This window comes from Desulfothermus naphthae, from assembly GCF_054657475.1.
The window spans coordinates 1,732,474-1,757,951 of record NZ_BAAHYQ010000001.1 but is presented as its reverse complement, the minus strand read 5'-3'; the positions used below and the strand labels follow the sequence as shown (position 1 = coordinate 1,757,951).

At 31.6% G+C, this 25,478-nt stretch carries 23 protein-coding genes and 1 tRNA gene; 8 read left to right on the top strand and 16 right to left on the bottom strand.

All coding sequences use genetic code 11. The annotated features are described in order from the left end of the window. Nucleotides 1-75 precede the first annotated feature (75 nt). The 8 genes from ACYQ1E_RS08480 (at nt 76) to ACYQ1E_RS08445 (ending at nt 6,696) form a co-directional block, all read left to right on the top strand. A tRNA-Val gene (locus tag ACYQ1E_RS08480) sits at nt 76-148 on the top strand. A 73-nt stretch (nt 149-221) separates the two neighbouring features. Beyond that, nucleotides 222-689, top strand: a complete 468-nt coding sequence (locus ACYQ1E_RS08475; RefSeq protein ID WP_459877869.1) for a tRNA (cytidine(34)-2'-O)-methyltransferase — start codon at nt 222-224, stop codon at nt 687-689. Further along, complete coding sequence (gene cbiB / locus ACYQ1E_RS08470; protein WP_459877866.1) at nt 682-1,611, top strand: adenosylcobinamide-phosphate synthase CbiB; 930 nt, start codon at nt 682-684, stop codon at nt 1,609-1,611. Before ACYQ1E_RS08475 ends, cbiB begins: the two co-directional genes overlap by 8 nt. Next, nucleotides 1,608-2,516, top strand: coding sequence for a cation diffusion facilitator family transporter (locus ACYQ1E_RS08465; RefSeq protein ID WP_459877863.1), 909 nt, complete (start codon nt 1,608-1,610; stop codon nt 2,514-2,516). The genes cbiB and ACYQ1E_RS08465 overlap by 4 nt, the downstream gene beginning before the upstream one ends. A 32-nt stretch (nt 2,517-2,548) precedes the next feature. Then, on the top strand, nt 2,549-3,751 hold the full coding sequence (locus tag ACYQ1E_RS08460) for a type III PLP-dependent enzyme (protein ID WP_459877860.1): 1,203 nt from the start codon (nt 2,549-2,551) through the stop codon (nt 3,749-3,751). A 16-nt stretch (nt 3,752-3,767) separates the two neighbouring features. Further along, nucleotides 3,768-4,601 (top strand): polyamine aminopropyltransferase, encoded by an 834-nt coding sequence (gene speE / locus ACYQ1E_RS08455; protein ID WP_459877857.1) that lies wholly within the window; start codon nt 3,768-3,770, stop codon nt 4,599-4,601. 239 nt (nt 4,602-4,840) lie between these two features. Then, nucleotides 4,841-5,851, top strand: a complete 1,011-nt coding sequence (locus ACYQ1E_RS08450) for a lipid A deacylase LpxR family protein (RefSeq protein ID WP_459877854.1) — start codon at nt 4,841-4,843, stop codon at nt 5,849-5,851. Nucleotides 5,852-5,919: 68 nt separating this feature from the next. Further along, nucleotides 5,920-6,696 (top strand): MotA/TolQ/ExbB proton channel family protein, encoded by a 777-nt coding sequence (locus ACYQ1E_RS08445; RefSeq protein WP_459877851.1) that lies wholly within the window; start codon nt 5,920-5,922, stop codon nt 6,694-6,696. A gap of 41 nt (nt 6,697-6,737) precedes the next feature. On the opposite strand, the gene ACYQ1E_RS08440 is transcribed toward ACYQ1E_RS08445, so the two are convergent. The 16 genes from ACYQ1E_RS08440 to ACYQ1E_RS08365 all read right to left on the bottom strand — a co-directional run bounded on the left by ACYQ1E_RS08440 (nt 6,738) and on the right by ACYQ1E_RS08365 (nt 25,436). Then, nucleotides 6,738-8,519: an asparagine synthase-related protein gene (locus ACYQ1E_RS08440; RefSeq protein ID WP_459877848.1), complete on the bottom strand. Its 1,782-nt coding sequence runs from the start codon at nt 8,517-8,519 to the stop codon at nt 6,738-6,740. 16 nt (nt 8,520-8,535) lie between these two features. Continuing rightward, nucleotides 8,536-9,516: a lysylphosphatidylglycerol synthase transmembrane domain-containing protein gene (locus tag ACYQ1E_RS08435; RefSeq protein WP_459877845.1), complete on the bottom strand. Its 981-nt coding sequence runs from the start codon at nt 9,514-9,516 to the stop codon at nt 8,536-8,538. Between the two features lie 9 nt (nt 9,517-9,525). After that, nucleotides 9,526-11,025 carry an SGNH/GDSL hydrolase family protein gene (locus ACYQ1E_RS08430; protein WP_459877842.1) on the bottom strand — a complete coding sequence of 500 codons (1,500 nt, stop codon included), beginning with the start codon at nt 11,023-11,025 and terminating at the stop codon, nt 9,526-9,528. A 29-nt stretch (nt 11,026-11,054) separates the two neighbouring features. Further along, entirely contained in the window at nt 11,055-12,323 is a 1,269-nt protein-coding gene (locus ACYQ1E_RS08425) for a putative glycoside hydrolase (protein WP_459877839.1), read from the bottom strand. Nucleotides 12,324-12,363: 40 nt separating this feature from the next. Next, the gene (locus tag ACYQ1E_RS08420) at nt 12,364-13,323 is read right to left on the bottom strand and encodes a UbiA prenyltransferase family protein (protein ID WP_459877837.1); all 960 of its coding nucleotides are present in this window, start codon (nt 13,321-13,323) and stop codon (nt 12,364-12,366) included. 49 nt (nt 13,324-13,372) lie between these two features. Continuing rightward, nucleotides 13,373-14,884 carry an ArnT family glycosyltransferase gene (locus ACYQ1E_RS08415; RefSeq protein ID WP_459877835.1) on the bottom strand — a complete coding sequence of 504 codons (1,512 nt, stop codon included), beginning with the start codon at nt 14,882-14,884 and terminating at the stop codon, nt 13,373-13,375. 103 nt (nt 14,885-14,987) lie between these two features. Beyond that, entirely contained in the window at nt 14,988-15,791 is an 804-nt protein-coding gene (locus tag ACYQ1E_RS08410) for a glycosyltransferase (RefSeq protein WP_459877832.1), read from the bottom strand. After that, nucleotides 15,788-16,606 carry a glycosyltransferase gene (locus tag ACYQ1E_RS08405; protein ID WP_459877829.1) on the bottom strand — a complete coding sequence of 273 codons (819 nt, stop codon included), beginning with the start codon at nt 16,604-16,606 and terminating at the stop codon, nt 15,788-15,790. Before ACYQ1E_RS08405 ends, ACYQ1E_RS08410 begins: the two co-directional genes overlap by 4 nt. Further along, nucleotides 16,606-17,790, bottom strand: coding sequence for a glycosyltransferase family 4 protein (locus ACYQ1E_RS08400; RefSeq protein ID WP_459877826.1), 1,185 nt, complete (start codon nt 17,788-17,790; stop codon nt 16,606-16,608). The genes ACYQ1E_RS08405 and ACYQ1E_RS08400 overlap by 1 nt, the downstream gene beginning before the upstream one ends. Next, complete coding sequence (locus tag ACYQ1E_RS08395) at nt 17,774-19,069, bottom strand: O-antigen ligase family protein (protein WP_459877823.1); 1,296 nt, start codon at nt 19,067-19,069, stop codon at nt 17,774-17,776. Before ACYQ1E_RS08395 ends, ACYQ1E_RS08400 begins: the two co-directional genes overlap by 17 nt. A 106-nt stretch (nt 19,070-19,175) precedes the next feature. Continuing rightward, the gene (locus ACYQ1E_RS08390) at nt 19,176-20,216 is read right to left on the bottom strand and encodes a glycosyltransferase (protein ID WP_459877821.1); all 1,041 of its coding nucleotides are present in this window, start codon (nt 20,214-20,216) and stop codon (nt 19,176-19,178) included. Nucleotides 20,217-20,231: 15 nt separating this feature from the next. Continuing rightward, entirely contained in the window at nt 20,232-21,071 is an 840-nt protein-coding gene (locus ACYQ1E_RS08385; protein WP_459877818.1) for a polysaccharide pyruvyl transferase family protein, read from the bottom strand. Next, nucleotides 21,068-22,525 carry a lipopolysaccharide biosynthesis protein gene (locus tag ACYQ1E_RS08380; protein WP_459877815.1) on the bottom strand — a complete coding sequence of 486 codons (1,458 nt, stop codon included), beginning with the start codon at nt 22,523-22,525 and terminating at the stop codon, nt 21,068-21,070. The genes ACYQ1E_RS08385 and ACYQ1E_RS08380 overlap by 4 nt, the downstream gene beginning before the upstream one ends. Before the next feature lie 46 nt (nt 22,526-22,571). Next, entirely contained in the window at nt 22,572-23,672 is a 1,101-nt protein-coding gene (locus ACYQ1E_RS08375) for a glycosyltransferase family 4 protein (protein WP_459878501.1), read from the bottom strand. Between the two features lie 10 nt (nt 23,673-23,682). Continuing rightward, on the bottom strand, nt 23,683-24,492 hold the full coding sequence (locus ACYQ1E_RS08370) for a glycosyltransferase (RefSeq protein ID WP_459877812.1): 810 nt from the start codon (nt 24,490-24,492) through the stop codon (nt 23,683-23,685). A gap of 197 nt (nt 24,493-24,689) precedes the next feature. Further along, nucleotides 24,690-25,436: a class I SAM-dependent DNA methyltransferase gene (locus ACYQ1E_RS08365; protein WP_459877810.1), complete on the bottom strand. Its 747-nt coding sequence runs from the start codon at nt 25,434-25,436 to the stop codon at nt 24,690-24,692. Between the last annotated feature and the right edge of the window lie 42 nt (nt 25,437-25,478).

The following is a 25,478-nucleotide window of genomic DNA, read 5'->3' as shown; positions in this document are numbered from 1 at the left end:
GGAGAGATTATTCTTCTATTTTTTATGATTTACTACTTGAACTTTGCTAATATTTTTTTTATAAATAACTGAGATGGGCGGTTAACTCAGTGGTTAGAGTGCCACCTTCACACGGTGGAAGTCCGGGGTTCGAATCCCTGACCGCCCATATTGAATTCATCACTTAAAAATCTGAATATATATACCCATCCTCATTTTTAGGGATTTTCCACTTAATTTTTATGAAAGTGGTATTATTTGAGCCAGAAATTCCACCTAATACAGGTAATATAGCACGTCTTTGTGTAGCCACTAACACTCCTCTCCACTTAATTGAACCTCTGGGATTTAGTTTAGAAGATAAGTATCTAAAAAGAGCAGGATTAGATTATTGGCCTTATTTAGAGCTCTTTGTTTGGAAAAATTGGGAGAGCTTTTTAAAGGGGGTTGAGCCAGATCCCGAAAAAATGATTTTCACCACAAAAAGGGCAAAAAAATCAATATATGAACATTCATTTTTAGGAGATGAATTTCTGATATTTGGTCCTGAGACAAGAGGACTCCCTGACTTTCTTTTAAATTCCTACCCTCATAACGTATATATACCAATGTGGGGAAAGACCAGGAGCTTAAATTTATCCAGTGCTGTTGCCATCTGTGTGTATGAAGCATACAGACAGGTAAAAAAATGGGGTTATTTAAATGGATAATGTGCTTTATTTAGTGGCCTTTTTACTGGATTTAATTTTTAAAGATTTAGAAATCTGGCCACATCCTGTTAGATTTATAGGGAAATTTTTAGATAAATTAGAGGTTGTATTTAGAAATCAAGACAAAATCCCTTTAAGAATTGCAGGCATTTTTGCAGTAATTTTTTCCTGCACCCTGGTTGGGTTTATTGTTTTTTCTTTAACTTCTTTGCCTGTTTTAGGAATTTTTTTTACTATATATTTTGCCTATGCAGGTTTGTCCTTAGGCGGGCTTATTGACAAAGGTCGTGAAGTTTTAAATCTTTGCAAAGAGAGCAACATAGATATGGCTAGGGTAAAACTTTCTTTTTTGGTGAGCAGGGAAACATCCAATATGGATGAGAGAGAAATTTTAAAAAGCCTTGCTGAAACACTGAGCGAAAATATAAATGATGGTTTTTTTGCCCCCTTTTTTTATCTACTTTTAGGAGGGCCTGTACTTTTGTGGATTTATAAAACAGTTAGTACTATGGACTCCATGTGGGGGTATAAAAACAAGAAGTGGAGAGAACTTGGATGGGCTGGAGCAAAGATGGATGACATCCTTGGATATATCCCAGCAAGGCTCAGTTTTTGCTTTATATTTTTGTTCTATTTTATAAAAACAAGGGATTTTAAATTTTATGAAAAATTAAAATTGGCCATTGTAGACGCAAAAAAGATGGAAAGTCCGAATAGTGGATGGCCAATGGCTGCATGTGGTAGGATATTTGACTGTGAAATGGGCGGCAAATTCATATATTTTGGAAAAATAAAAACAAAACCCAAAATAGGAGGAAAAAGAGGTTGGAAAATAAATGATGTAGAAAAATTGCTAGATTTTCTTTTATGGTGCGGTGTCTTTTCTTGCGCATTATTATTAAGTCTTAAGGCTATTTTATGAAAAGATTTGCATTCATTTCATTATTTGCATCTCTAATAACAATTGTAATAAAATTTAGTGCATATTATATTACTTTAAGTATTGGTATTTTATCAGATGCCCTTGAATCATTTATCAATCTTTTTGCGAGTATTTTTTTAATCTATTCTGTTATTCTCAGCCAGCGTCCAAGTGATAAAGAACATTTATATGGACATGGTAAGATAGAGTATTTGTCCAGTGCATTGGAAGGGATTTTTATCCTACTTGCTGGTGCATCTATTTTGTATGGCAGTATTAATAGGATAATTAATCCTTTCATTATTTTACATATTGAATACGGAATAATTTTATCTATTATTTGTGGAGCCATAAATCTTTTGACTTCTTTTATTTTATTTAAAGGTGCAAAAAAATTTGATTCAATTGCCTTAGAAGCTGATGCAAAACATCTATTAAGTGATGTTATTAGTACAGTAGGATTGGTTATCTCTTTTTTCATAATGTATTTAAATCCTGAAAAACTATGGTTTTTAGATCCTATTATGGGAATTTTTATTAGTTTAAATATCTTAAAGATGTCTTATTCTCTTTTAAAAAAATCAATTTCAGGTCTTATGGATTATACACTTCCTGAAGAAGAAATAGAAAAAATAAAATCTATTATAAATAAACACAGAAAGGATGTTGGCAAGTGGCATGGGTTAAAGACCAGAAAATCTGGTTCTAATAGATTTATTGAATTTCACCTGTTGGTTCCTGGAGAGATGAGTGTCAAAAAAAGTCATGATATCTGCTGTGCAATAGAAAAGGACATTCAAAAACACCTTCCAAACTCCCATGTAATAATTCATGTAGAACCAGAAGAGGAAAAAGACTCATGGAATGGAACAATTGTAGGTGGCCTAAATCCATCAGATGAGTAAGTGAGTCTAATAAATAAAAAGTTGGAGATAAGATGGTAAGAAAATTTAATATATCTGATTTTCATAAAAGAATAATCTCTAAAAAAATCCTTTTTAAAGTTCTCACATACATTGACAAAAATCCTGATTTACACACCCCTCTCCTCTTAATTGACAGAGATAAATTATTACACAATGCAAAATTAGTGGGAAGTTTAATACCAAATTGCAAGGTATTTTATGCAGTAAAGGCAAATAGTGATATAAGACTGTTAGAAATTATAAAACATATAGGGCTTGGATTTGAAATAGCTTCAATTGGAGAATTAGAATTATTAAAAAAATTAGAAATTCCACCTGATAAAATAATTACCAGTAATCCAGTAAAATCTCCCCACTTTATTCAAAGCCTTTATGAGTATGGAGTAAAATATTTTGTATTTGATTCTTTATCAGAACTTGAAAAATTGGAAAAATGGGCACCAGGTTGTTATGGATATGTGAGAATTACTGTTCCAAATGAAGGGAGTGAATGGCCCCTTAGTAAAAAATTTGGCCTAGAACTGGATACAGCTTTTGAGTTAATAAAAAGGGCAAATGATTCTAAAATTATTTTCCCTATAGGAGTAACATTTCATGTTGGCTCTCAGTGTTTAAATCCTTATAATTGGTACATTGCAATAGACAAGGCAAAGCGGTTGTTTGATATGTGTCTTGAGAAGAGGATAAAGCTAAAGATCCTCAATATTGGAGGTGGGTATCCAATTAGTTATACTAAGATTGCGCCAAACATCAGGGAGGTTGAGGAAAAAATCTCCTCCTATGTTACAGAAAAATTTGATAATGATATTGAAATTTTTATAGAACCAGGAAGGGCCATTGTTGGAGATGCGGGAATTATGGTTTGTAGAATAATAGGTACAGCAAAAAGAGATTATGAAAACTGGCTTTATTTAGATGTTGGCATATTTAATGGGCTAATGGAGGCTATAGGAGGAATTAATTATCTTTATATCTTTGAACAAACATTGTCGGTACAACAAAAAAATGATAAAGAATCTTTTTTTGATAAATATAAAAAATGGACAATAGCTGGTCCAAGTTGTGATTCAATGGATGTAATAGAAAAAAATGTATATATAAGCAGTGATCCAAAGACAGGGCAATTTGTTCTTATTCCATCGGCAGGGGCATATACTGTGTCTTATGCATCAGAATTTAATGGTTTTCCCATCCCAAAGGTAAAGATTATTTAAATAAGGAGGCAAATTTATGCTGACATTTACAGAAAATGAACCATTCTCTCCTATAAAATATCAATATACTGTTGAAAAGATTTTATACAAAGGCAAAAGTCAATTTCAAGAAATTATGATATTTGAAAGTCCAGACTTTGGAAGAGTCTTTGTGCTGGATAATATTGTGCAATTAACAGAAAGAGATGAATTTTTTTATCATGAAATGTTGACGCATATTGCCATGCACACTCACCCTAATCCAAGAAAGGTAATAGTTATTGGAGGAGGTGATGGGGGTACAATGAGAGAGGTATTAAAACATTCATGTGTTGAAAAGGCCTATTTAGTGGAAATAGATAAAAAAGTGGTTGAAGTTGCCAGACAATATCTATCCTTTGTCTCATGTAAATTAGATGATCCTAGAGTTGAGATACATTATAGTGATGGTTCTGAATTTATAAAGTCTATAAAGGATGTAGATGTTATAATAGTGGATTCCACAGATGCAATTGGTATGGCAAGAACACTTTATAGTGAAGAGTTTTTTAACAATATATTTGAATGTTTGTCTTCTGATGGCATTTATGTAACCCACAGTGAATCATTGGGTTTTCATAGAGAAATGGCAATAGAGGTGCAAAGTACTCTGAAAAAAATCTTTCCTATTGTTGATTTATACTCATTTCCTATCCCTACTTATCCAGGGAATTGGTGGAGTTTTGCAATAGCATCTAAAAAATTTGATCCACGCATTCCAAATAAAAAATTAGTTCCAGACACAAAAATTTACGATCATAAAGTGCATAAATGGGTCTTTTTGCCTAAAACACTTTACTCAAAAATAATGAATCAAGAAGTTCAGTGGTAAGAGAAAAAAAGAGTGTGAGAGGAAAATAGAGTACATTTTACCTTTTCCTCTGAGTAGAAGGCTGATAAGATAAGAGATCAAGAAAAGAACCCCCGCTTATCTTTCTCATTAGATATCTTTCCTGAGACTGAGGTGGGTGTTAAGGAGATTTTTTTATTGCTAATTCGTTATGTCATTTGGTAAATTAACATTAGGAACTTTGATAGGTAAGTTTAAAAATTAAAAAATTAGGAGGTAAAATGAAATATAAATTTTTGTTTTTGTTTTTTTTATGCTTAATTTCATTTGAGTTAAAGGCTTATTGTACAAAAAACAATAGTGTAGGCTTTGAATTTTTAAATGATGCTTTTTTTAGAGAAGATAATAAAATCTCCAGCAGTTGGGCTATACATTTTCATTCTAAGATAGTTCATGCATGGGAAGAATTTGGAAAATGGGGTTATAAACTGGACGGCATAGAACGGTATTTGGGCGGAACAAAAGATTTATACCACAGGATTTCCTTTAGTTTAGGACAGATTATCCAGACCCCAGATGACCTCGATAGATCAGATTTAATAGAAGCTGATGTTCCCTATGCAGGTATCTTAGTGGGTACTATTAATTTTTATTCCTTTAATTCTTATAAATTTAATGGGTTGCAGCTTGTAGTTGGCGTGGTAGGTCCATTATCTCTGGGAGAACAAGTTCAAAAAGTTGTCCATAAAAAAGACCCCAAAGGATGGACTCATCAACTTCATACAGAGCCTATTTTGAATTTAAATTTTATGGTTAAGAGAAAATTACTTAGGTATGGTTTTTCCCATGGCTTCTCCTGTGATTTAGATGCTGGAGGTTATGGGGGTGTTGGAAATCTTTTTACTCAAGCAAGTTTAGTAACTAATTTTAGATTTGGATATAACTTACCTCAGGGATTTACTTATAATCCATATCCAGCAGGCTTTAATTTAAACTATAAAGCAGAGCTACCCCGGAATAACAATAAATGGTCATTTTACATTACCTTAGGAATTAGTACCGCTGGATTTTTGAGAAATTTACTTTTTGATGGTAATACTTTTAGAGATAGTCATAGCGTGGACAAAAAGAATTTTGTAGCCCAATTTTTTAGTGGAATCCATCTTGTTAAAGGAAGGTTTGCCCTCGCATTTTATGTCTTGGTGACCACAGATGACGTAGATATGAAGAGTGATTACAAAGGAGCTGATAACGAGAGATTTGGAACAATTTTATTAGAATGGAATTTTTAATTGGAATTAAAGAAGCTTAAATATAATCATCTAGTCAGTGTAATTTTCAATATTTAGGTGTACAGCTAATGTTTTTTTCAAAAAAAAACAAAGAAGTGAAGAATAACCTTTCTATTGAAGAAAAGGAACTAGATATCGTAGAATTACCCATTGAAGCCGTTGCTGCATATTGGTTATCTTTAAAAAAGGTTTGTGGAACAAAATGGAAAAAAGCTGTTTCAAAGGAGGCCAATTATACATCAGAGCCCTTTATAAAATATATATTAGATCTTATTTTATCATCTTTTAGTGACGATTTAATAAGAAAATACGCCAAATTTAAGATGAAAACCTATTTAAAAGAGTTTCAAAGAAATTTTGTCATTATAAGTATTGGACTTTTAGGTATATCAGTAAAGGAAAATCCTCAGCAAGTGCTAATTAGGATCATGTCCAAATTCCCCTTGCCTCCAACATCTGATGTTAAGTTGTTTAAAGAGGCCCAATTATTAGTAGCTAATGTGGATAACGGGAAAAAACCCTTTGTTGAAATTTATCACGGACTTCATCCAGAAATATTAATAAAAAACATTTTATTTTATTCCATTCTCAGTAGAAGAAAAGGAGTAGATTTTTCTCTGAGATACTGTGAAAAGGTTCGATCTCCTTTTTTTAAAGAAGGTCTTCGTTTAATAATTGATGGGTTCGACGCTGAATTTATAAAATACAGACTAAATCTCCAACAAAGAGAGATATTATATGAAACAGAGCAAAAGATGAACATGTCTATAGAGATGGCTCTATGTCTTAGAAATAAGGTTCCTTATGAAGATATGTTTAAAGTGGCTAACAGTTTTTTGATTTAAGTTAGGTTAGTAGGAATTCTCTTAAAGTTAAATAAATCTCCTTAATCAACAAAGTTTCTAAACCATAATTCTAATCCTACTATTGTGCCAAGTAATCTAGCATAATTTTTCTTGCCAGTTATATGAGCATTAAAGATTTCTTCTAGTCCTTTTTTTAAATACAGACCTCGCTCTAATGTCCTTTTATTAAATAGTATTTGTTTTATACTCTCTTTAAAATATTCCCTTTGCCATCTTTCAAATTCAGTATAATGACGAAATCCTGGAATACTTAATTTTTTCATAAGAGAATTAAATTTATCTGTAATAAAGACACGCAAGGGGCTGGCATTAAGAGGAGCTCCTGTATTGGAGTTTGGTACTTTAAGTAAAGATGGAGAGCAATGTTTAATAATTTCAACCTGAATTTCTCCACCATATCTTTCAGAAACTGGGAGTTTAAAGAGTTTCTTTAAAAATTTCCCATCAAGATATGGGAGTCTAATTTCAACATGTTCTCTGAAAATAGACAAAGAAGCTACTACTTGTCTTCGTATCCATTCCTTTAAATAATAATATATCAAAGTATCAGGGTAAATTAGTTTATCTTTGCACTCAGAAATTGATTCCTCTAAAGAATGATAGGCCTCTCCTTTTATGTGTTTCAAAAATTCAGGCGTTAAAAAGAGAGATAGTTCTTGGGGACTTACAACAATATTTGCACTTTTAAATATAAATTTCATTACCTGATCAAAAGAATTAAAATCAAAAACTTCTTTTGTTAGCTGCACAGGATAGGCCAATGAAGCCTTTGCTAATTCTCCTCCATGACCCCTTAAAAGAAACTTAAAAGGAGCTTTTTGTAAATAATCCAGAGCTGTTTTTTCAGTGGATTCATGGGGATGGTATAGTCCGTCACTATAGTAAATAAGAGTATTGGCTAAGTTCTCAAAATCTGATAAATCTTCTCTTTTTATTTCTAAAAATTTATGTTTTGTACCGCATATTTTCGCCATTTTTTCAGAATATTTTTCGTCCTGACAACCTATTAAACCTAAAGTATAAGAATAAACACCTTTGGACCTATTTCTCATAGCAGCCAAAATTGCCCTGGAATCCAATCCTCCTGATAAAGATATACCAACATCTTCTAAATTATTTATCTTTGATAATACACTCTTTTCAAATGCCCATATTACTTCTTCCTTTAAGTTCCTATTAACTTCATGAACTTTTGAAAAAAACTCTGTGAATTTCCAATAATTTTTTATTGATAACCCCATATTTTTCATATTAAAGGTCAATATTGATGCTGGTGGAAGCAATTTAATATTTTTAAAAAGGGTCTTGTTACCTAGAACATGCCCAAAATGGTAAAAATCTGCAAAAGCCCTATAGTCTATATTTTTATTTATATTTGGAATAGTTAGTAATGGTCTTATTTGAGAGGAAAAATAAAAGCCATCTCTATCTAAATAATAATATATTGGCCTAAGGCCAAATTTATCAGAAATTATTCTTATATTTTTTTTCTTTAGATCTATTTCTACTATTGTATAAATACCCTCTAAATCCAATAGCGATGAGTCTATATCATCCATCTCTGAAAAATCATTATTATATATTTCCCCATAAAAACAAAACCATTTGTTATCATTTTTTTTAAAAGAACATATATTTTTTTCAAAAAAATATTTTTTATGAGTTAGGCCAATACCAATATTTAAATTTCCATTCTCATATTGTTCAACATAAGGATCAATTCTTGGTTCTATACTTTTTAACATATTTGCTAAAACACTTTTTAAAGTTCTTTTTCTAAAAAATCCAACAATTCCAGACATTTTATGCTCCTAGTTTCTATAAATATTTTATTTCTTCAAAATCTTTCTTTAAAATATTCTGTCCAAGATACCACATAGATAATATGCCTATAACTGTTGTAGGCATATACCAGAGAGCATGAAATAAAATAGAAAAACTAAAGCCAACATCTTGTTTAATCTTAAATAAAGAAAGCCCTTTAACACACACAAATTGAAATGTCCCAATATAACCAGGGGCAGAAGGTATCATTACTCCTAAATTTATAATACCAGTTAACAACAAAGATTCAACAAATCCAATATGGACGTGAAATGTAAGAAGTGAAATCCAGAGAAATACAATCCAGATCACCCAACATAAAAAAGATAAGAAAAATACACCAAATATCCTTACACCCTTAAGCTCATATATACCAGAAAAAATCATATCACTATAAAATTCTATATTGTTCTTAAACTTCAATTTAAACCTATTGGGAACAAACCATAAAAAAAACTTAATATATCTATCTCTAAACTTATGAACAAGAAAGAAAAATATAATTAAAAATATAAGTAAACAAAAAGTAAATCTTGCCAGATACATGGGCCATCTAGAAGGAAGGTCCAAAAAAAACGCAGTAAGTACAAAACAAAGCAACCAAAATACATCTAAAATACGCTCAATAATAATAGAGGAAAATATCTTTGTTCTGCTTATATGTGTCTCACTCCCAACAGTATAGGCCCTTACAAATTCCCCAAGCCGAGCTGGCAATATGTTATTAGCCATCAGTCCCATCATTAAATGTAAAAAAAGCCTGTTTTTAGACATAATTTTCTCTTTTATAATATAAGCCCATAAAAAAGCCCTTATATAAAGGCTTGATAAAAACAAAATTACAGCAATTGGAATAAACCTATAATCTGCAAATTTAAAAGACTTCCATATGTTGTGGATATCTAGTGAATAGAGAGATAATGTTAAAAATATCAAAGATACGACAAAACCAATGAACTTTAATTTATTAGACATAAAAAAAACCTAGGGTCTATCCCTTAAAACAAATTCAACTTGTTTAAATGTCTTTGCCCATGCCTTGGCAGCCACTTCCATGCCCTTTGATGTCCAGTGCACACCATCCTTCCAAATAAATTTGTGTCTATCACCACTATTTTGAATCTCTTTAAATACATATGCAACAGGAATTTTGTTTTTTCTTGCCTCTTTTATTAAAAGTTTATTAAAGGATGCCTCTGGCAAAGATAAAGGGTCTTTAAAACCACGTGGTGGGATAGTGCCTATTATTACTACTACACCTTCTGACTCTGCTTTTTTTGCAGTGGCAATTACATTATCAACCCATTCCATATATACCTTTTTTTCCCTAAGTCTTCCTCGCACATCATTGGTACCAAACATAAGAAGCATAAATTCTGGTTTTACCCTATTTAATATCTTTTTATCCAAATTTTTTTTGCCCCAACCACTTCCCATACCGGCATATCCATATGCCCTAACCCTATAAATACCTAATGCTCCTGCGACAAACCTGGGATATAGGGTTGGTCCAGTTAAAGAATCCCCATACATTACAACTAGCCCTTTCTCCACTTTTCCCTTGCCTCGTTCATGGACTTCTATTATATGGAGACCATAATTCATCCTATCTTTTATCAATATATTTGGCTCACTTTTAATGGATTTAAACTTGCCTTTAATCTCTATCTCTTTGGACCACTCACCAATATTATTTTGAAAATCACATGCAAGCACTCTATATTTATAAACACCTTTCTCAACTGTTCTATCAAAATAATAAGGATGATAGGTCTCAGCTATTTTTTTAAACTTCTGACCATTATCAGAGCGCGAGATCACATAGACCATTGGATAAGCATTATCATGGGGCACCTTCCATTTCAACATCACTCCATCTTTATTAGCTTCTGCATGTAAACCTTCAATTTTGGATGGAGCACTTCTATCATCTCCTCTGTAAACAACAAAATTATCCAGAATTATCTTTACTTGATGACCTTTGGGTTCTGGTCCCCAAAATCTTATATTTATAAAATGGGTATCATTTCTTATGTGTCCACTATTTTTGGAATTATATCTAAATAAGTCTACATAATACAAAACAGGCACCCATGTGTCATCTGGTAAAAATCTGTATCCATATGGAGTGGTGTTATCATTTGCTTTTTTATCAAACATATTTAATGTAGCTGCTTTAAAATTTTCCCCTTTTGCCATAAAAGCTATCTTAAGTCCTTTTGAACCTTTTATATCTATATCAAGTGAAGGACCTGCCCATTTTTTCTTACATATACTCAAAAGGGCCTTTCCTGAAATAGAATCATCTACCAATCTTTGGCTTACCTTCCTTGAACTGTGAAAACCCTTTTTGGATTTATCAAAATCATTTTTATAATAAATTATAATTCCTTTTTCTTTATATATATCATCACTATTTGCACTGCAGGCTGCTATAAAAAAACTATTTAACAATATAAAAAAAATCATCATACGATTTAACATAAAAAACTCCTCCTGTATTTAAGTTAATTTTATTTATATAAAACAACAATTCCTGTCCAAGGCATAATTGATAAATTTTCAACATCCTCATATTCTAGCTTACCGTGAAAATTTCCATCTCTATCCACTGGACCTCCTCCAATTGGAACAACCTGTCTAACTATTTTTCCAAACTTTATTTTATAAGGTCTTCTTGATACATTTACCCAGACTTCTCCATTTTCATACTCTCTTTTATATATGCCATCTCTTATTTGTATATCTCTTAAAGATAAAATTATCTTTTTTTTAGGACATCCTAATTTTATATCAAACTCTGGATACCAGGAAAGACATCCCCTATGAAAATACATTAAATAACAATAATTTCCTTTTATAAGGAGATAACATGAGAGATAATACATTCTTTTTCTAATATCTTCATTACTCTTTAAATAAGATTGAAATATAACTATCTTATCTCTCTTAATGAGTCGTAAGGTTCTATCCATTGCCATTTTCCAGTCATTACTATTTTTTGTATCAAAAGCACCTTCAATAAAGGCCCCTGATGCCGTGGTATAATAATCAGTATCATCCCAGGTAGTAAACAATCCACAGGTATTTGGGATAGTAGCATATCCATTTTTTTCTAAAAACACAGTTAAATCTTTCATAAACTCTTTATAAGTTTCTTTCCAACTCTTACCCCCTAACTCTTTAAATTTTCTATTTCTTGCAGATGTTCTCGCAAGTCTTGGATCAAGATGTGATGCCTCCCATTGCAAAAGCCCAATATTGGCAGAATCTAAAAAAACTCCTTGATAATTACCAGCCTTAATCTGTTTGAGTATAGAATGTTTCCAATATTCTCTAAAACTCTTATTTGAAATATTCATTAAATATTTACCATCATTGCGAGAATACACTCTCTCTCCTTTTTCATTATGCCAAAACCACTCTTCATGTTGAGTTACATAGTCCCAATCATTTCCCCAATGTTCACCATCAATAATAAATTGATGTTTAGGGTTTTGCTGCCAAATACCCAGATGGTAATGCAGCACAACAAATGGTCTTTTTAGAAGTCTTGTATAAAAACGTATTCGTTTAGAAATACTTAAGGTCAGTTTTTGAGATCCTACATAATGGTTAGCTACAAAACGAATCTGTCTCTCACTCATATTTCCTGGTAATTGATCTGTAAGTATCAAAATTTTACATGTACTTTCAGGAAAACCAAATTTATTCTCACCATTAGCTATAAGACAAGAGAAAAAAATAAAAACCCATGTTACAAAAATTACTTTTTTTAACATTTAAAACTCCTTTTCTATTAAAAATAATAACAATAATTACTTAAAATTCCCATAAGGGATTTATATTATAGGTGGTTACCTTAAATAATTTATAAAGAATTGGAATACGCGTAAACAACAAAAACACAAAACAAACAAAGCATATGCCTAAATAAAGCATTAGACCAACCTCTTTATAAAGATGCTCAGGATTCTGGACAGGACTGTTTTCATGAAAACCTATCTTTAAATAATAAGCAAAAAATCCTGCAAAAAGAGGTACACAAAGAATGAGCTCTAAATGATAGCGAACAATAAATATGCCTAAGAAAAATGCACAAAAAATTGCATAATAAAAAATGCTAATTAATAGTCTTTGCTCATTGTAATGTGCAAATGATTTGCGATAATTAGCAGCCCCTAATGCGTCGTTTATCATACGATATTCAGCAAATCTCTTAGTTGCCATAAAAAATGCCCCTGCCATCCAATAAGATATAATAAGTGATAAAGGGGGGATCTTATTTGGTATCAAGGCAAACCATCCCAAAAAAAGTCGTATGGGATTGTTAATTGACTCACTCAATACATCTACATAAGGAATATCTTTAGTTCGAAATGGAGGAACATTATAGAAAAATCCCATGATCCAGAGCCAGAGGGCAGATAAAAAAAAGGAAAAATTTACCAAATAAGCCAAGCCAAGACCCACAACTGCTAAAAATAACCATTCAAAATAAGCTAAAGGAAGCCATACTCTGCCGGAAGGTATGGGTCGCATCTTTTTCTTAGGATGCAGGGCATCTTTGGGCGCATCTAAAATTTCATTAATTACATAATTACTCGAGGCAACTAAACAAGCTACCACTAAAGCCAAAAACACATTAAAATACCAATTCCTCTCAAAAAGTGTAGGCTCAATAAAAAAAGCCAGCAGCACACCTAATACCATAAAACCATTTTTAAACCAATGATCTGGACGCGCTATTGCAATATAGGCCTTATAATCAATCTTTTTCATAATTCCATCCTTATGTAAAAATCCTCTATTACCCAATTACACTAAGTGACTAAAATACTTTACTTAAAAAAGCCAAAATCTTATCTTTACTCCCGATAAAAACATCATAAATCCAAAAACAACCAAAAATCGTACATACAGGCACAAAAACACGCCAAAAATATTGTCTATGCTCCTCATATATTCTTCTAAAATAACACCAAAAAAAAGCAGCATAAATACAAAGTAAAGGGATTAAAGGCAAATGATATCTAGAATGCCCAAACACAATAGCATGGATAGCAGTAAAATAAAAAATAATTAGAATTATTAACCAATCTATAAATCTTAAAGAACGTCTAGTAGGGTTTGGCAATCTTCTTTCTAATGAAAGCCCATGTCTAACTACCTTCTCTTCAACATTTAATTTTCTACCTATTGTAACTCGCCATATCAAGCCACAAAAACCAAAGATAGAAATAAATACGTAACCGCACAAAATACTACTTACTATGAAAACCTCTAATAATCTATTGCTAAGTCCTGGAAAATATCCTCTCTGCATTCCTGCTATAATAGCACGCTCAAGCTGCCAAAAATTAGCTGTTTTAATAAGTGTTCGCACAGCTGTGTGTGCTGGATATCTTTTCATAAACTCTATAGCCTTTTTTATAGCCCATCGCTGTTTTTCAGCTTCATTTAATCCATGAAGTTCTTTTTCATGTCCACGATACCAGGCAATTTCAGGGGGATTGTCCACTGCAGCCCAGGCGCGATGAAGTGGCGTGTGTTCATAATTTCCCATATAAAGATTAAGCCCACCCATAGTATCTACCGCAACAAAGTGGCCAAATACTCGGTAGTTGCGTATCATCCATGGAGTAAGGGTTAGTATTACCGCTGTCACAAAGATAACACAGGCCATAAGACCTTCTCGCTTCTTTGGCGAGATAAAAAACAAAAATAACCCGACTAATGGAACCAAGGGATAAGTAACGCTCCGCGTCAAACTAGCAAGTCCCCAAAAGATCCCTGCAAGGAGCAAATAAATTGTTACTTTTCTCATGCCAAATAAGGACTTTTCATTTTTCTTATATCCTTCCTCCATAATAGCGGATATAAAAAAACACAAAGCCAACAAAAAAAGAAAGATAAATAGCGTTTCAGTCAAAATCAGGTAATTGAAAACTATAAGGGAAGGATAAAAAAGAAAAAATATAGACGCATACAAAGCAATCTTTTCTTGTCTAAAGAGCTTTTTCGCAAGCAAATAAACTAAAAAGCCACTTGCCAATGAAATTAAAATCTGGATAAATCGCACCCAATTGTGACTATTAGCTCCAAAAACCCTGTAAATTACACTTAGAAAAGCAGGATAAAGTGGTGGACGAATTGCTGTAAGTTTTCCAGGACTCCATCCAAACTCGCCTCTATCTAAAAGAGAAAGTGCTAATTTATTGTAATGTTGTTCGTCTACGATATTTAGGGGTTGATGATGGAAAAGAATCAAAAGAACTACACGAATTATTAACGCAAAAAAAATTATTAAGAATACCTTTTTTTGATCATGAATCTGTATCATTATCTTTCCGTGAAAAACTTTTATTGAATTAATTGTTATTATTTTTTTACTATCATTATTTCTCACCGAGAATTGCTGACAAAAGTGAACCTCTATTTTCTATTCATTGTTTTCTACCCCCGTAAGTTGAAGAATCAGAAATATAATTTTTAAAGTCAACGACCCTTGGATGCCAAAGATGAGCCACTATTATAGGAATCCTTTTACTAATTCCCCCTTTATTTAAAGTGCGTCTTTCCAAATCATCATCTTCTCCTCCCCAACCAACGAAATCTTCATCGTAAGCACCCACATGAAAGAAAAAATCTCTGGAATAAAAACATGGATTTATGTTGCCAAATATTTCATCATATACAGGACGATCTATATAAAATTCAACCTGATATCTAAACAAACTTACCAACCACTTAACCAACTTAAGTAGTATTTTAGAGCGAAAAGGAGGTGGATAAAAAACTGACATTCCCTCATACTTTTCGTAAATCTCACTCCACTCATGGTTTTCACTCAATATTTTAAAAGTAACCTTTTTATTTAATCTACCGACAAAAAAGTGATAAACTATTTTTTTATCTTCAGGAATGTTGTTAAAAAGAAACTCCCAAAAACACATTGGATATAAAAAATCTGCATCGCTGATCAAAATATAATCACCATGAGCATTTTGTGCAGCTAAATTCAAACAATATGCTTTTTTCATATTGGGCATCTTCTTTGAAAGTTCAATAATCTTTATATTCTTCTTTTGTAAGATTTCTCTTTTCTTTAACATCTCTTCACATTTTAATTTTAGCCCGAAGTCAACAACAATAATAATTTCTAAATTCATCTTATCAGGAACAGTCTCTAGACTCCGCACAAGATATGGAAAATATCCTTCTGTGCATGAATAAAGAACAGAAATCATTTTTGTCTCCTTCTTCTTTTCAATAGATGATACAAATAAAAATCATCCCTAACAAACTCGTCAGGATTTTCCCTGACGGCTTTTATATAGGGCCCTTCATAAATCTCAAGATCATTTAAAAAATGTGAATCATCCCATTTGTGAGGAAATAGACGAAAGAAGATTTTCGGAATTTTAATTCGATTTTTGATTGTACGTATATAAAATCTACTTTGCCAATTCCATTTCTCACGTAGTCTTGCTGCATTTTTAACTGCCCCAAAATGATGCACAGTAAACCATGGCCCATCATATTTGTCAAAAGGGAATAGTTCTTGATCCCTTAATCTTACATTAGATCCATCACCCCAGACTTCTATATCTGGTAAGTTTCTGTGGATAGTATATTTCTTATACGGAAGATTCAATTTTGAGTTGTATTTTAAATAAACTTTATAATTTCCATAAAAATTTATATATTGCATAGGTATAATAACCTTGTCATTAGATAAAAGATACTCTTTTATCTTCTCAAATTCCCATTCAGGAATAAACTCATCACAATCCAAAAGAATACACCAATCACCTGTACATTTTTTTCTTGCTTCATTTTTAAATTGAATCCAAAATTTTTTAGGATCGGAATCATCCCAATGAGTTCGAAAAATTTTTATTTTTGGATGAATATCTTTTATAGCTTCATATGTTCCATCAGTAGAGTAACCCTCATTAACTATAATCTCATCAGCAAAATCAAGATGATGTCTTAACATATCTACTACATGGTAATCATAATATAAACCATTGCGAACAAATGTATAAATTGAAATTTTCATCAATTAACTCCGATATCCTTCACAATAGCATAAATTTTTTTTACTATATTAGACCAATCATGTTCTTTTGCCCACTTACGTGCCTCATTCCCCATTTGTATTCGCTCCTCTGAATTTAAAGCCAATCTCTTAACCGCCCCTTTTATCTGCTCAACATCTCGACCATCAATCACCAGACCAGTTTTTCCATAAATAACTGCCTCAGGCTGTCCACCAACATTCCCAGCAATTGAAGGAAGACCTGCTGCCGCTGCTTCCATAAAAACAATCCCAAAACCTTCAATCATAGAACCCACATGAATAGAAGGCATAATGTGAATATCTGCAGCGCAAAAACTTTTAATTTTATCTTCTTCCGAAATCTGTCCCAAAAACTTTACCCAGGGCTGAATCCCCAAATCCATACTTAACTGTCTAAGTCTTTCTTCTTCCTCTCCTTCGCCCCCTATCACATAGGCCAAAGGTAATCCTTCTTTACGAAGTTCAGCCAATGCTCTTAAAACCATTCCATGATTCTTTCTAGGTTCCATCCTAGCCATGGTAATTAGAATTATTGTATCTTTGGCAAATCCCCAATTTTTTCGCCATGTTTCTCTTTTTACATGGGACAGTTGATATCGCACAAAATCCACGCCAAGATGAACCACTTTAATTTTAGATTCATCATAAAAAGATGACGCTAGTCCTTTTGTAGAATAACTATTGGCAATTACTAAATCAGAACAATTCAGTGCCAATTTAGTTAGCCACTTTAACTGACGACTGGTTTTTGCGATTAAAAATTCTTCACCATGGGCATAAGTAATTATTTTTAATTTTTGTTTTAAGACATATTTAATAAATAAAATAGACACTGTCTCTGGTATAGCTTTAACACAATGAACTACAATTGGATTAGAAGATCTAATTCTTTTAAAAACTTGAATCATCTTCCATAAGTTTTTAAAAAAATTCAAGTCAATTCCCCAACCAGTTATTTTGAAAGGAAGACGATTAATTTCTCTAATAGATCCATGAGTCAAGGAATCAAAACTCTTCTGTAATTTAAATTGCTCCTGAAAATTTGAAGTAATAACCATCGTTGGTTCAGGCCATCTTTTTCCAACTTCATAGAGCCATAGATGAGCCCCTCCAATTTTGGGAAAAAAATCATAAGAAAAAATTATATTATGTATTTTTTTCATCTATAAATCTCTTTCTTGCTAAATAACTCAAGGTATTTGCCAAAATAATCAGATAAAATTGAATTTCAAAGCCGGTAAGGGTAAGAAAAAGGGCACAAACCAAAAAACCACTTAAAGAAATTAAAGTAGCATCTGAAAGATAATAACCAAAAGATCCCTTTCCAAATAAATCTCTATTTTTTAATAGGGACCTCATACAATTTAACATTAACAACACATAAAAAAAACACGCTGGAATTCCCGATTCTGCAGCGATTTGTATAAAAGTGTTGTGGGCTACTTTAGGACGACCTTCCATAAAATATAAATAAGCTTGTCCAAAAGAAGCCAATCCTATTCCTGTAATTGGATAGGCTATAATCATTTTTAAACCCGCTTTCCATGCTTCAATCCTTGGATCAAGAGGTGTCTGTTGAGATGAATCTTCGCTTCTTTTAATAATAGTTTCAGCCCGTTCTTTAATAACACTTCCTCCCTGCCAAATATACGCAAAAATAAAAAGAGGAATGAGCATAACTCCAATAATTTTTTTTTGACTACGTAACCCAGCAAAAAGACTCACAAAAGCTGCACCTAAAAGCCCCCCACGAGAACCAGTTAAAAAAATAGCATGCCAAGCAAAGGGGATTGCCAACCATAAGCTCCAACGTAAATACCATTGTTTAAAAAACCAACCCAAAAAAAACAAAAAAGGAATACTAACAACAAAAAGCATAGCAAAATTATTTTCATCTGAATAAAGACCACAACCTAGTAAATTAACCGGCCCTTTTAACCTTATAAAAAATCTTCCTGATAAATATTGCATATTAGCCCAATAAATTAAATAAAAAGCAACAATGGGGAGAATCAACGCAAAAATTTTCATTTTGTTTTCATCAGATATACAGCAAAGACCAACAAAGAAAAAAACAAAAACTTTTATCATCCTAATTAGAACCTGGTAGGGATCAAAAAATCTCCATTCATTCATAACATCCACATAAGGTCCCCAAAAATAGGAAAGAAAAATCAAAATAAAATATAAACTTGCAAACAAGACACGTTTATTTTTAATAATATCAAAATTAATAGCTCCCCGCACAGAAGAAATACAAAAACCAGCGACTGTAGGAATGGCTATTAAATAAAAAGCCCTTAATCCCTGAAAATGCCACCACCAAATATATTGAGGACCGAGGATATTGAACAAATAGCCTATGGTTACTCCAAACCAAGGATTAACTAAGGAATAAATTGCATTACAAACAAAAAGAATAAATAGTAATATTTTACCCATAATTAAACTTTAAAAATATTGTCTTATGCTATAAAAATTTTGTGCAATTATTATTAAAAATAACTAAATTTTATTTTACGATGCGCGCATGAAAAAAATTATATTTTTAGGACTTAACTAAGTTTTTTATTTCTCTACTTAAATCAACAATTACTTTATCCCATTCATATTTTTTAGCTTCTTCTAAACACAAATGATATCTTTTATTAAAAGGAACAGATAGAAGCCTTTCAAACAAAAAAGGAATCTCCTTATAATTTTTAAATAAATAACCCACTACTGAATTTTTAGGAATTATTTCTCTAAAATATGGATGGTCAGGAACAATAACACTTCGTCCAAGACTCCAACTAGCTAATAAAGCTCCACTGGTAGTGATATTTCTATATGGTAATAATATTATATCTGAAGCATTAATCGCAGAAGCATATTCAAGATCTGTCAATTTTTTTGGATAAAAAATTGCGATGTTATTTGTGTCTAATAAAACCAAACGTTGTAAAAATTTATCATCATAACATTTGCCAGCAATAAATAACTGAATATTCTTTTCTTGGCATGCTGTTATTGCAAGATCATGACCTTTATATCCTCTGATAGTTCCTATTATTCCAATGGTTGGTTTCGTAATATCTAAGCCAAAGTGTTTTTGAGAATTTTCTTTAGATTCATTACATTTAAAATAACTCATAAAATTTCCATGATACATTAAAACAATGCGGCCTGGTGGATTAAATTTCTTTTTTATGACGTTTTTAGACCATTTACTGTGAACTATAATTAAATCTGCAAAGTTAGCAATAACTTTATATCCTATATAATCTAATAATAATTTACCTTCATGTCCTTTATGATTATGAACTGTCCATAAAATTATTTTTCTTTTCTTACGCGCCTCTCTTAAAAAAGATAATATACCTAAAATTGATTTGACATTTTTAAGAAGATTAGAAGAATTCCAAAAATACTCTGTCCAGTGAAAATGAACTCCTGTCAAACTAGTATCATCTAGAATTTTATTATTAAATACTTTTCCTGGAACCACACTAATTCCAAATTTATTCATAGCACTAGAATAACATTTTAAATAAGGATGCCAACCATAAGGAAAAGTTTTAAAAGTTAATTCTAGCTTCTCATTTACCATATAGTTCTTTTAAAGTTATATTTTATAATCTTTTTTGAATTGTTCTATAACATCTAAATATTTATCAAAATTTTCTTGTAATATAATATTATCACTTAAATTAAAAGAATACTTCTTTTTAATATAATGTAATTTAAAAGCAATATATAATATTTTTATATAATTTTTACATAAAGAAATCATCCGTGATTTATCATACCACAATACCGGCAAATCAATTGGTCTAAATGCTAAATTCAAGGATGAACACCAATCATTCCATTTAAAATTATGAACTGAATCTTCATAAAACTTATTTAACGAGCGTACAGGGATCCAAGGCACTCTAAAAGCATCCGCAACAATAGCACCATGCATAGCTTCACTAATAAGATATTCAGATCTGGCAATATCTAAAAAACATTCTTCTATGGACTTCCTAGGATCTATATATTTAACGCCTGCCAACTTACAGGCAAGTTCCCAATCTTTGGATGCACTTCTAAAATAGGGCATGTATGATATTTTGTAACATTTTTGAAAATCACTTTTAAAAAAAAGATTTACCAAAATTGCTGGATCGGTAATAGATACTTTTTCATCAATACCTAATATTTTAGCAGATAACTTACCCCTAAGAGCTCTTATATCCCACTTACAATCAATTTTAGGAGGATTTTGAGGATAACGAACTCCACTGCCGAAAACAACTTTAAATGGATTTTCAGGAATCCGACTGTCTAATATGGTACCAATACCAATAAAAATAATCTTCTCATCGTTATCAAACAAATCTGGAAAAATTTTAGGCCATAACCACTCATTCAAGGCGTCACCAAAGTTAAAAATATTTGAACTATAATAAAAAAGTTTCATAAAATTAATCCTATGTTTTTAAATATCTCTTTAATTAAAGAATTGAATAAAATAAATATACAAATAACATATATAATGGCTCCTGAAAAAATTGTTATAAGTGATACAATTTGTATATTTAAATGAAATATTAGGCACAACTTTTTTACCCAAAAGGTCCCAAATAGACACATCAAAGATGAAAATATAATAGGCCATAATTCTTTAAACAACATAAAAAAATTTTTCTCCAACAAAACATGAAAAGCATACCATAAAATAATAAATGAGGGAAGACAAGAAACCAGCATACCAAGAGCTACACCAATTAATCCATAAAAGTATCCTAAGATACTGATGGAAATAGCAGTGAAAATTAAATTAATAAAAGCTATTTTAGATTGAAGATCAGGTCTATTTTTACAATAAAAAATAGATCCAATAGGCTGAAAAATACATCTCAATGCTGCGCATAAACAAAGGATTTGTAAAGGCTTTATAATAGACAACCATTGCTCTCCCCAAAAAACCGGCACTAAAATATCTGCAACGGCGGCCAATCCGAAAAGCATAGGAAATGCAATGAAAGTAACAAATTTAACTGACTTTACATATCCAGTAAAAATTTTGTTGTTATCATCTTGAACTTTGGATAATGCTGGAAATACAACACTGCCAACAGGCCTTGAAATTCTATCAAAAACCAAATGCGGGATACGATATGCAAATTCATACAGACCTAATTGATAAGAGCCTAAAAGACGACCTACTAGGAGATAATCCAAATTTTGTCGTAAATAGCTGATAATGGAAAAAAATAAGCCATGAATTCCAAAGCGAAAAAGATAATTAAAACTCTCTTTGTTGAAATTAAATCTTGGCCACCAAATAGCAGAAGCAAAAATAGCTAAATTAATGAAAAGATTACTAACCAGCAAAGCAATAACTAAGGACCAATAAGCCAAATCAGTATTTATAGCTAAAAAGACAGCAAGAGAAGATTCTAAAAAAACCCCTATCCCATTAATTAGATTTAAACTTTTAAAGCGCAATTCTTTAATGAGAAGTGTATTTGGAATTATACTAAAAATTTGAATTATAAAGCAAAAAGCTACAATTTGAATTACGGGAACAACACGGGACTCTTTAAAAAAAAGAGCAACCAAAGGAGCTCCCAAAAAGGCAATTAAAAATAAACAACACCTCACAGCTGCCATTGTCCAAAAACATGTATTTAAATCTTCTTGAGAAACATTTTTTTTCACTATAATGCCAGAGGCCATTCCCATGGCACCAATATGAACAAGAAGATCTCTAAAAAGCAAGGCCATACCAAAGAGACCAAAATCAGAGGGTTTAAGAGCCCTTGCTAAAAAGACACTTGCCCCCAAACGTACTAGTGTTTGCCACCCTCCACCTAATATTTGCCACAAAGCGGCTTTTCCACTTGATCTAACTAACGAAGAAGTGTTCATAATAATTTCATCTTTTCACTATGAGGTAATAACATAAAAAAATGAATTATTTGATTACATTAAAATACACGCTTATCAATTTTTTATAATTTACATCTTCACTAAATTTATTGATAGCATATTCCCTATTTAAAACTACTGGAATTTTTTCTGCTTTTTCATAAATCTCTAGTATCTTTGTAGCAAATTGTTGAAAATTATTGGGTTCAACCAAAAATCCATAGGGTGCATCCTTTAAAATCTCAATCAGACCACCTGTTTTAGACGCTACTACTGGCAAACCAGCCAACAAACCCTCAACTGCAACTCTTCCAAAAGGTTCATAAACAGAAGGAACAATTAATACGTCCAATGCCGCAAGAACTTCTCCAATATTATCTTTAAACCCAAGGCATATAATATAATCATCTATATTTAACTCTGTTATCAATCTTTTTACTTTTTTCTCATTACACTTATTGGGTCCTAAATCTTCTCCAACAATCACAAAACGAAAATTTGGCGAAGTGTATAAAAGTTCTTTTGCCACACGCAAAAAGGTGTCATGTCCCTTTTGAGGGGATATATTGCCTATTATACCAACTAAAAAACAATTATGTGTTCCCCATTGATTTCTTATGACCCTCCGCATCTCGGGACAATAATAATCATCTGGATTAAAAAAATTGTAAACTACTTCTTTCTTAATGGTTTCAGGAATATTTGGATTTTTTTTTATGAACATCTCTTTCATATAAAAACTATTAAAAATTATTACATGTGGTAACACTTTCATATAATAACTCACGCTATTCTCGTCTACAGAATAACGAATATGACAGATTAAAGGTATCTTTAAAATCTTTGCCGCAATACTGACAATACGGTAGCAAAAGAGATCGTTTACGTGAATTATATCTGGTGAATAGAAATAGAGAAGCCTCAAGTATTTAAAGAACTTACAAATAAAATCAATTTTTGAATATTTGTTTGAGAGTTGATGATCCAAAATGATATAATTTAAACATTCCTTCTTTATCAATTCCAAGAATTTACCTTTTCCAGGAACAACGACTAAGATTTCATGTCCATTTCTTTTAACTTTTTGAGCCATTTGAACCAAACTTCTATTTCCCCCTCCAATATGGGAAGAATTGGATATATACATTACTTTCATTTTATTCATTTAATATTTGTCTATATATTTTCGTGTAGTCATTAACGAATCTTTGGTGAGAAAAAAATTCTTTAGCAAAATCTTTAGTTCCGGAGACAAAATGTTTCCAATTATCACGCATTATTTGAATTTTATTAGTTAAATCACGTTCCTCACAAGTAAGCCCAACATTGAAATCTTGTATCAAGCTTTTTATTCCTACACCAGGACCCAATATTACCGGCCTTCCTGAAGCCAAAGCCTCTATAATAAATGTAGGACATGATTTTCCTCCATTTTTTTTAAAAGGAGCTATTGCAACATGACATTTTTCGTAAAATTTTCTCATATCACGAATTCTCTGACGAAACAAAACTACGTTTTTTAAATTGCTTTTTTTGATAACTTCTTCAACCTTTTCAAAGGAATCTCCCCACGGACGCCATAGTAAAATAAATTCAACATCAGGGAGATTTTTAGCTGCCTCCAATAGATCAAAAACTCCTCTTGATTCTAATTCTTCCACAGTAGGGGGTGAGGATGCAAATAAAATGCGAAAAGGCTTTTCATATTTAGGGAAAGATATTTTTAAAAATGGTTCTAGATCAATACCTGGATAGATAACTTTAACTTTTTCCCTAGCTAGCCCCTTTTGAATCAAATTTTTTCTTTGTTCTTCACTATCAACTATTAATAACCTTAATTTTTGATAATATTTTATAGGTAAGGAACCATTCCCTACTACTCCAGTTAAGATAGTTCTTTTTGAAAAAATACTTGAAAGATATATCCAATTATCTAAACTGTCATAAATATGATTTATTGTATGCACCTTAGACATTAAAAAAGCTAATATCCTAGCACAATAATACCACTTTGTAGAAAAGCCAAATATTCTTTTTTTTAGATCTATTTTAATCTTCTGCAAATTACTTATACCTAGTATAGTGCTATCAAAATGTTTCGCGAGGGTAAATACCTCTTTACTAATCCCCTCCATCTCGGGCATTAGCCATCCAGTGTAATAAGCTATGCGAACTGACAAACAGCTATCCATTCTAAATTTTTTTTAGTAAAATTATTTTCAATAAATCTAAGTAAACTATAAGTCAACTTATCAAAACGTGGACCAAGATAAATTTGTATTTTCAAAAGCAAATTATAATAAGGATACACTGGTATTAATTCTTTCACCCAAAATCCTACCTTTGCCATTTCTTTCAAAAATTCCTCTCGGGTATAGAGTTTATCATAAACAGGATATCTGTCTAATCCTTCTCTTAAACGAAGAGGTAAAGAAATTTCCTTATTTACCACATCAAAAATAAAAATACCTTTATCTAATAAGTGTTTCTTTACTGTTTCATAAATTTTTATGCGATCTCTTTTCCTAAAATGTCTCACAAACCGAAAGGAGTAAATCAAATCAAATCTCTCTCCAAGCTCCATAAGGAAAATATCTTCTTTTCTTAAAATCCAGTGCTTTTTACCTTGCAATTTTTCCTTTGCTATTTTCAACATCTCATCACTAGCGTCCACTGCAACACATTTAACATTAGCTGGAACCTCAACATCTTGAGTAATGCGCCCTGGACCACACGCAAGCTCAAGAATCTTTTTAGAACTAGTCAACAATATATACCGATTAATAACTGAGACCTGTTTTTCGTGAAGAATTTTACCTAACGGAAAAGTAAACCGCTCTTTAACATATTTTTGAGCACATATTTCATTCTGGTAATATTTTTTTATATTTTTTTTATCAGAAATAGCCATATTAAATATTAACTCTTTGTTTACTTATTACTACTATACATT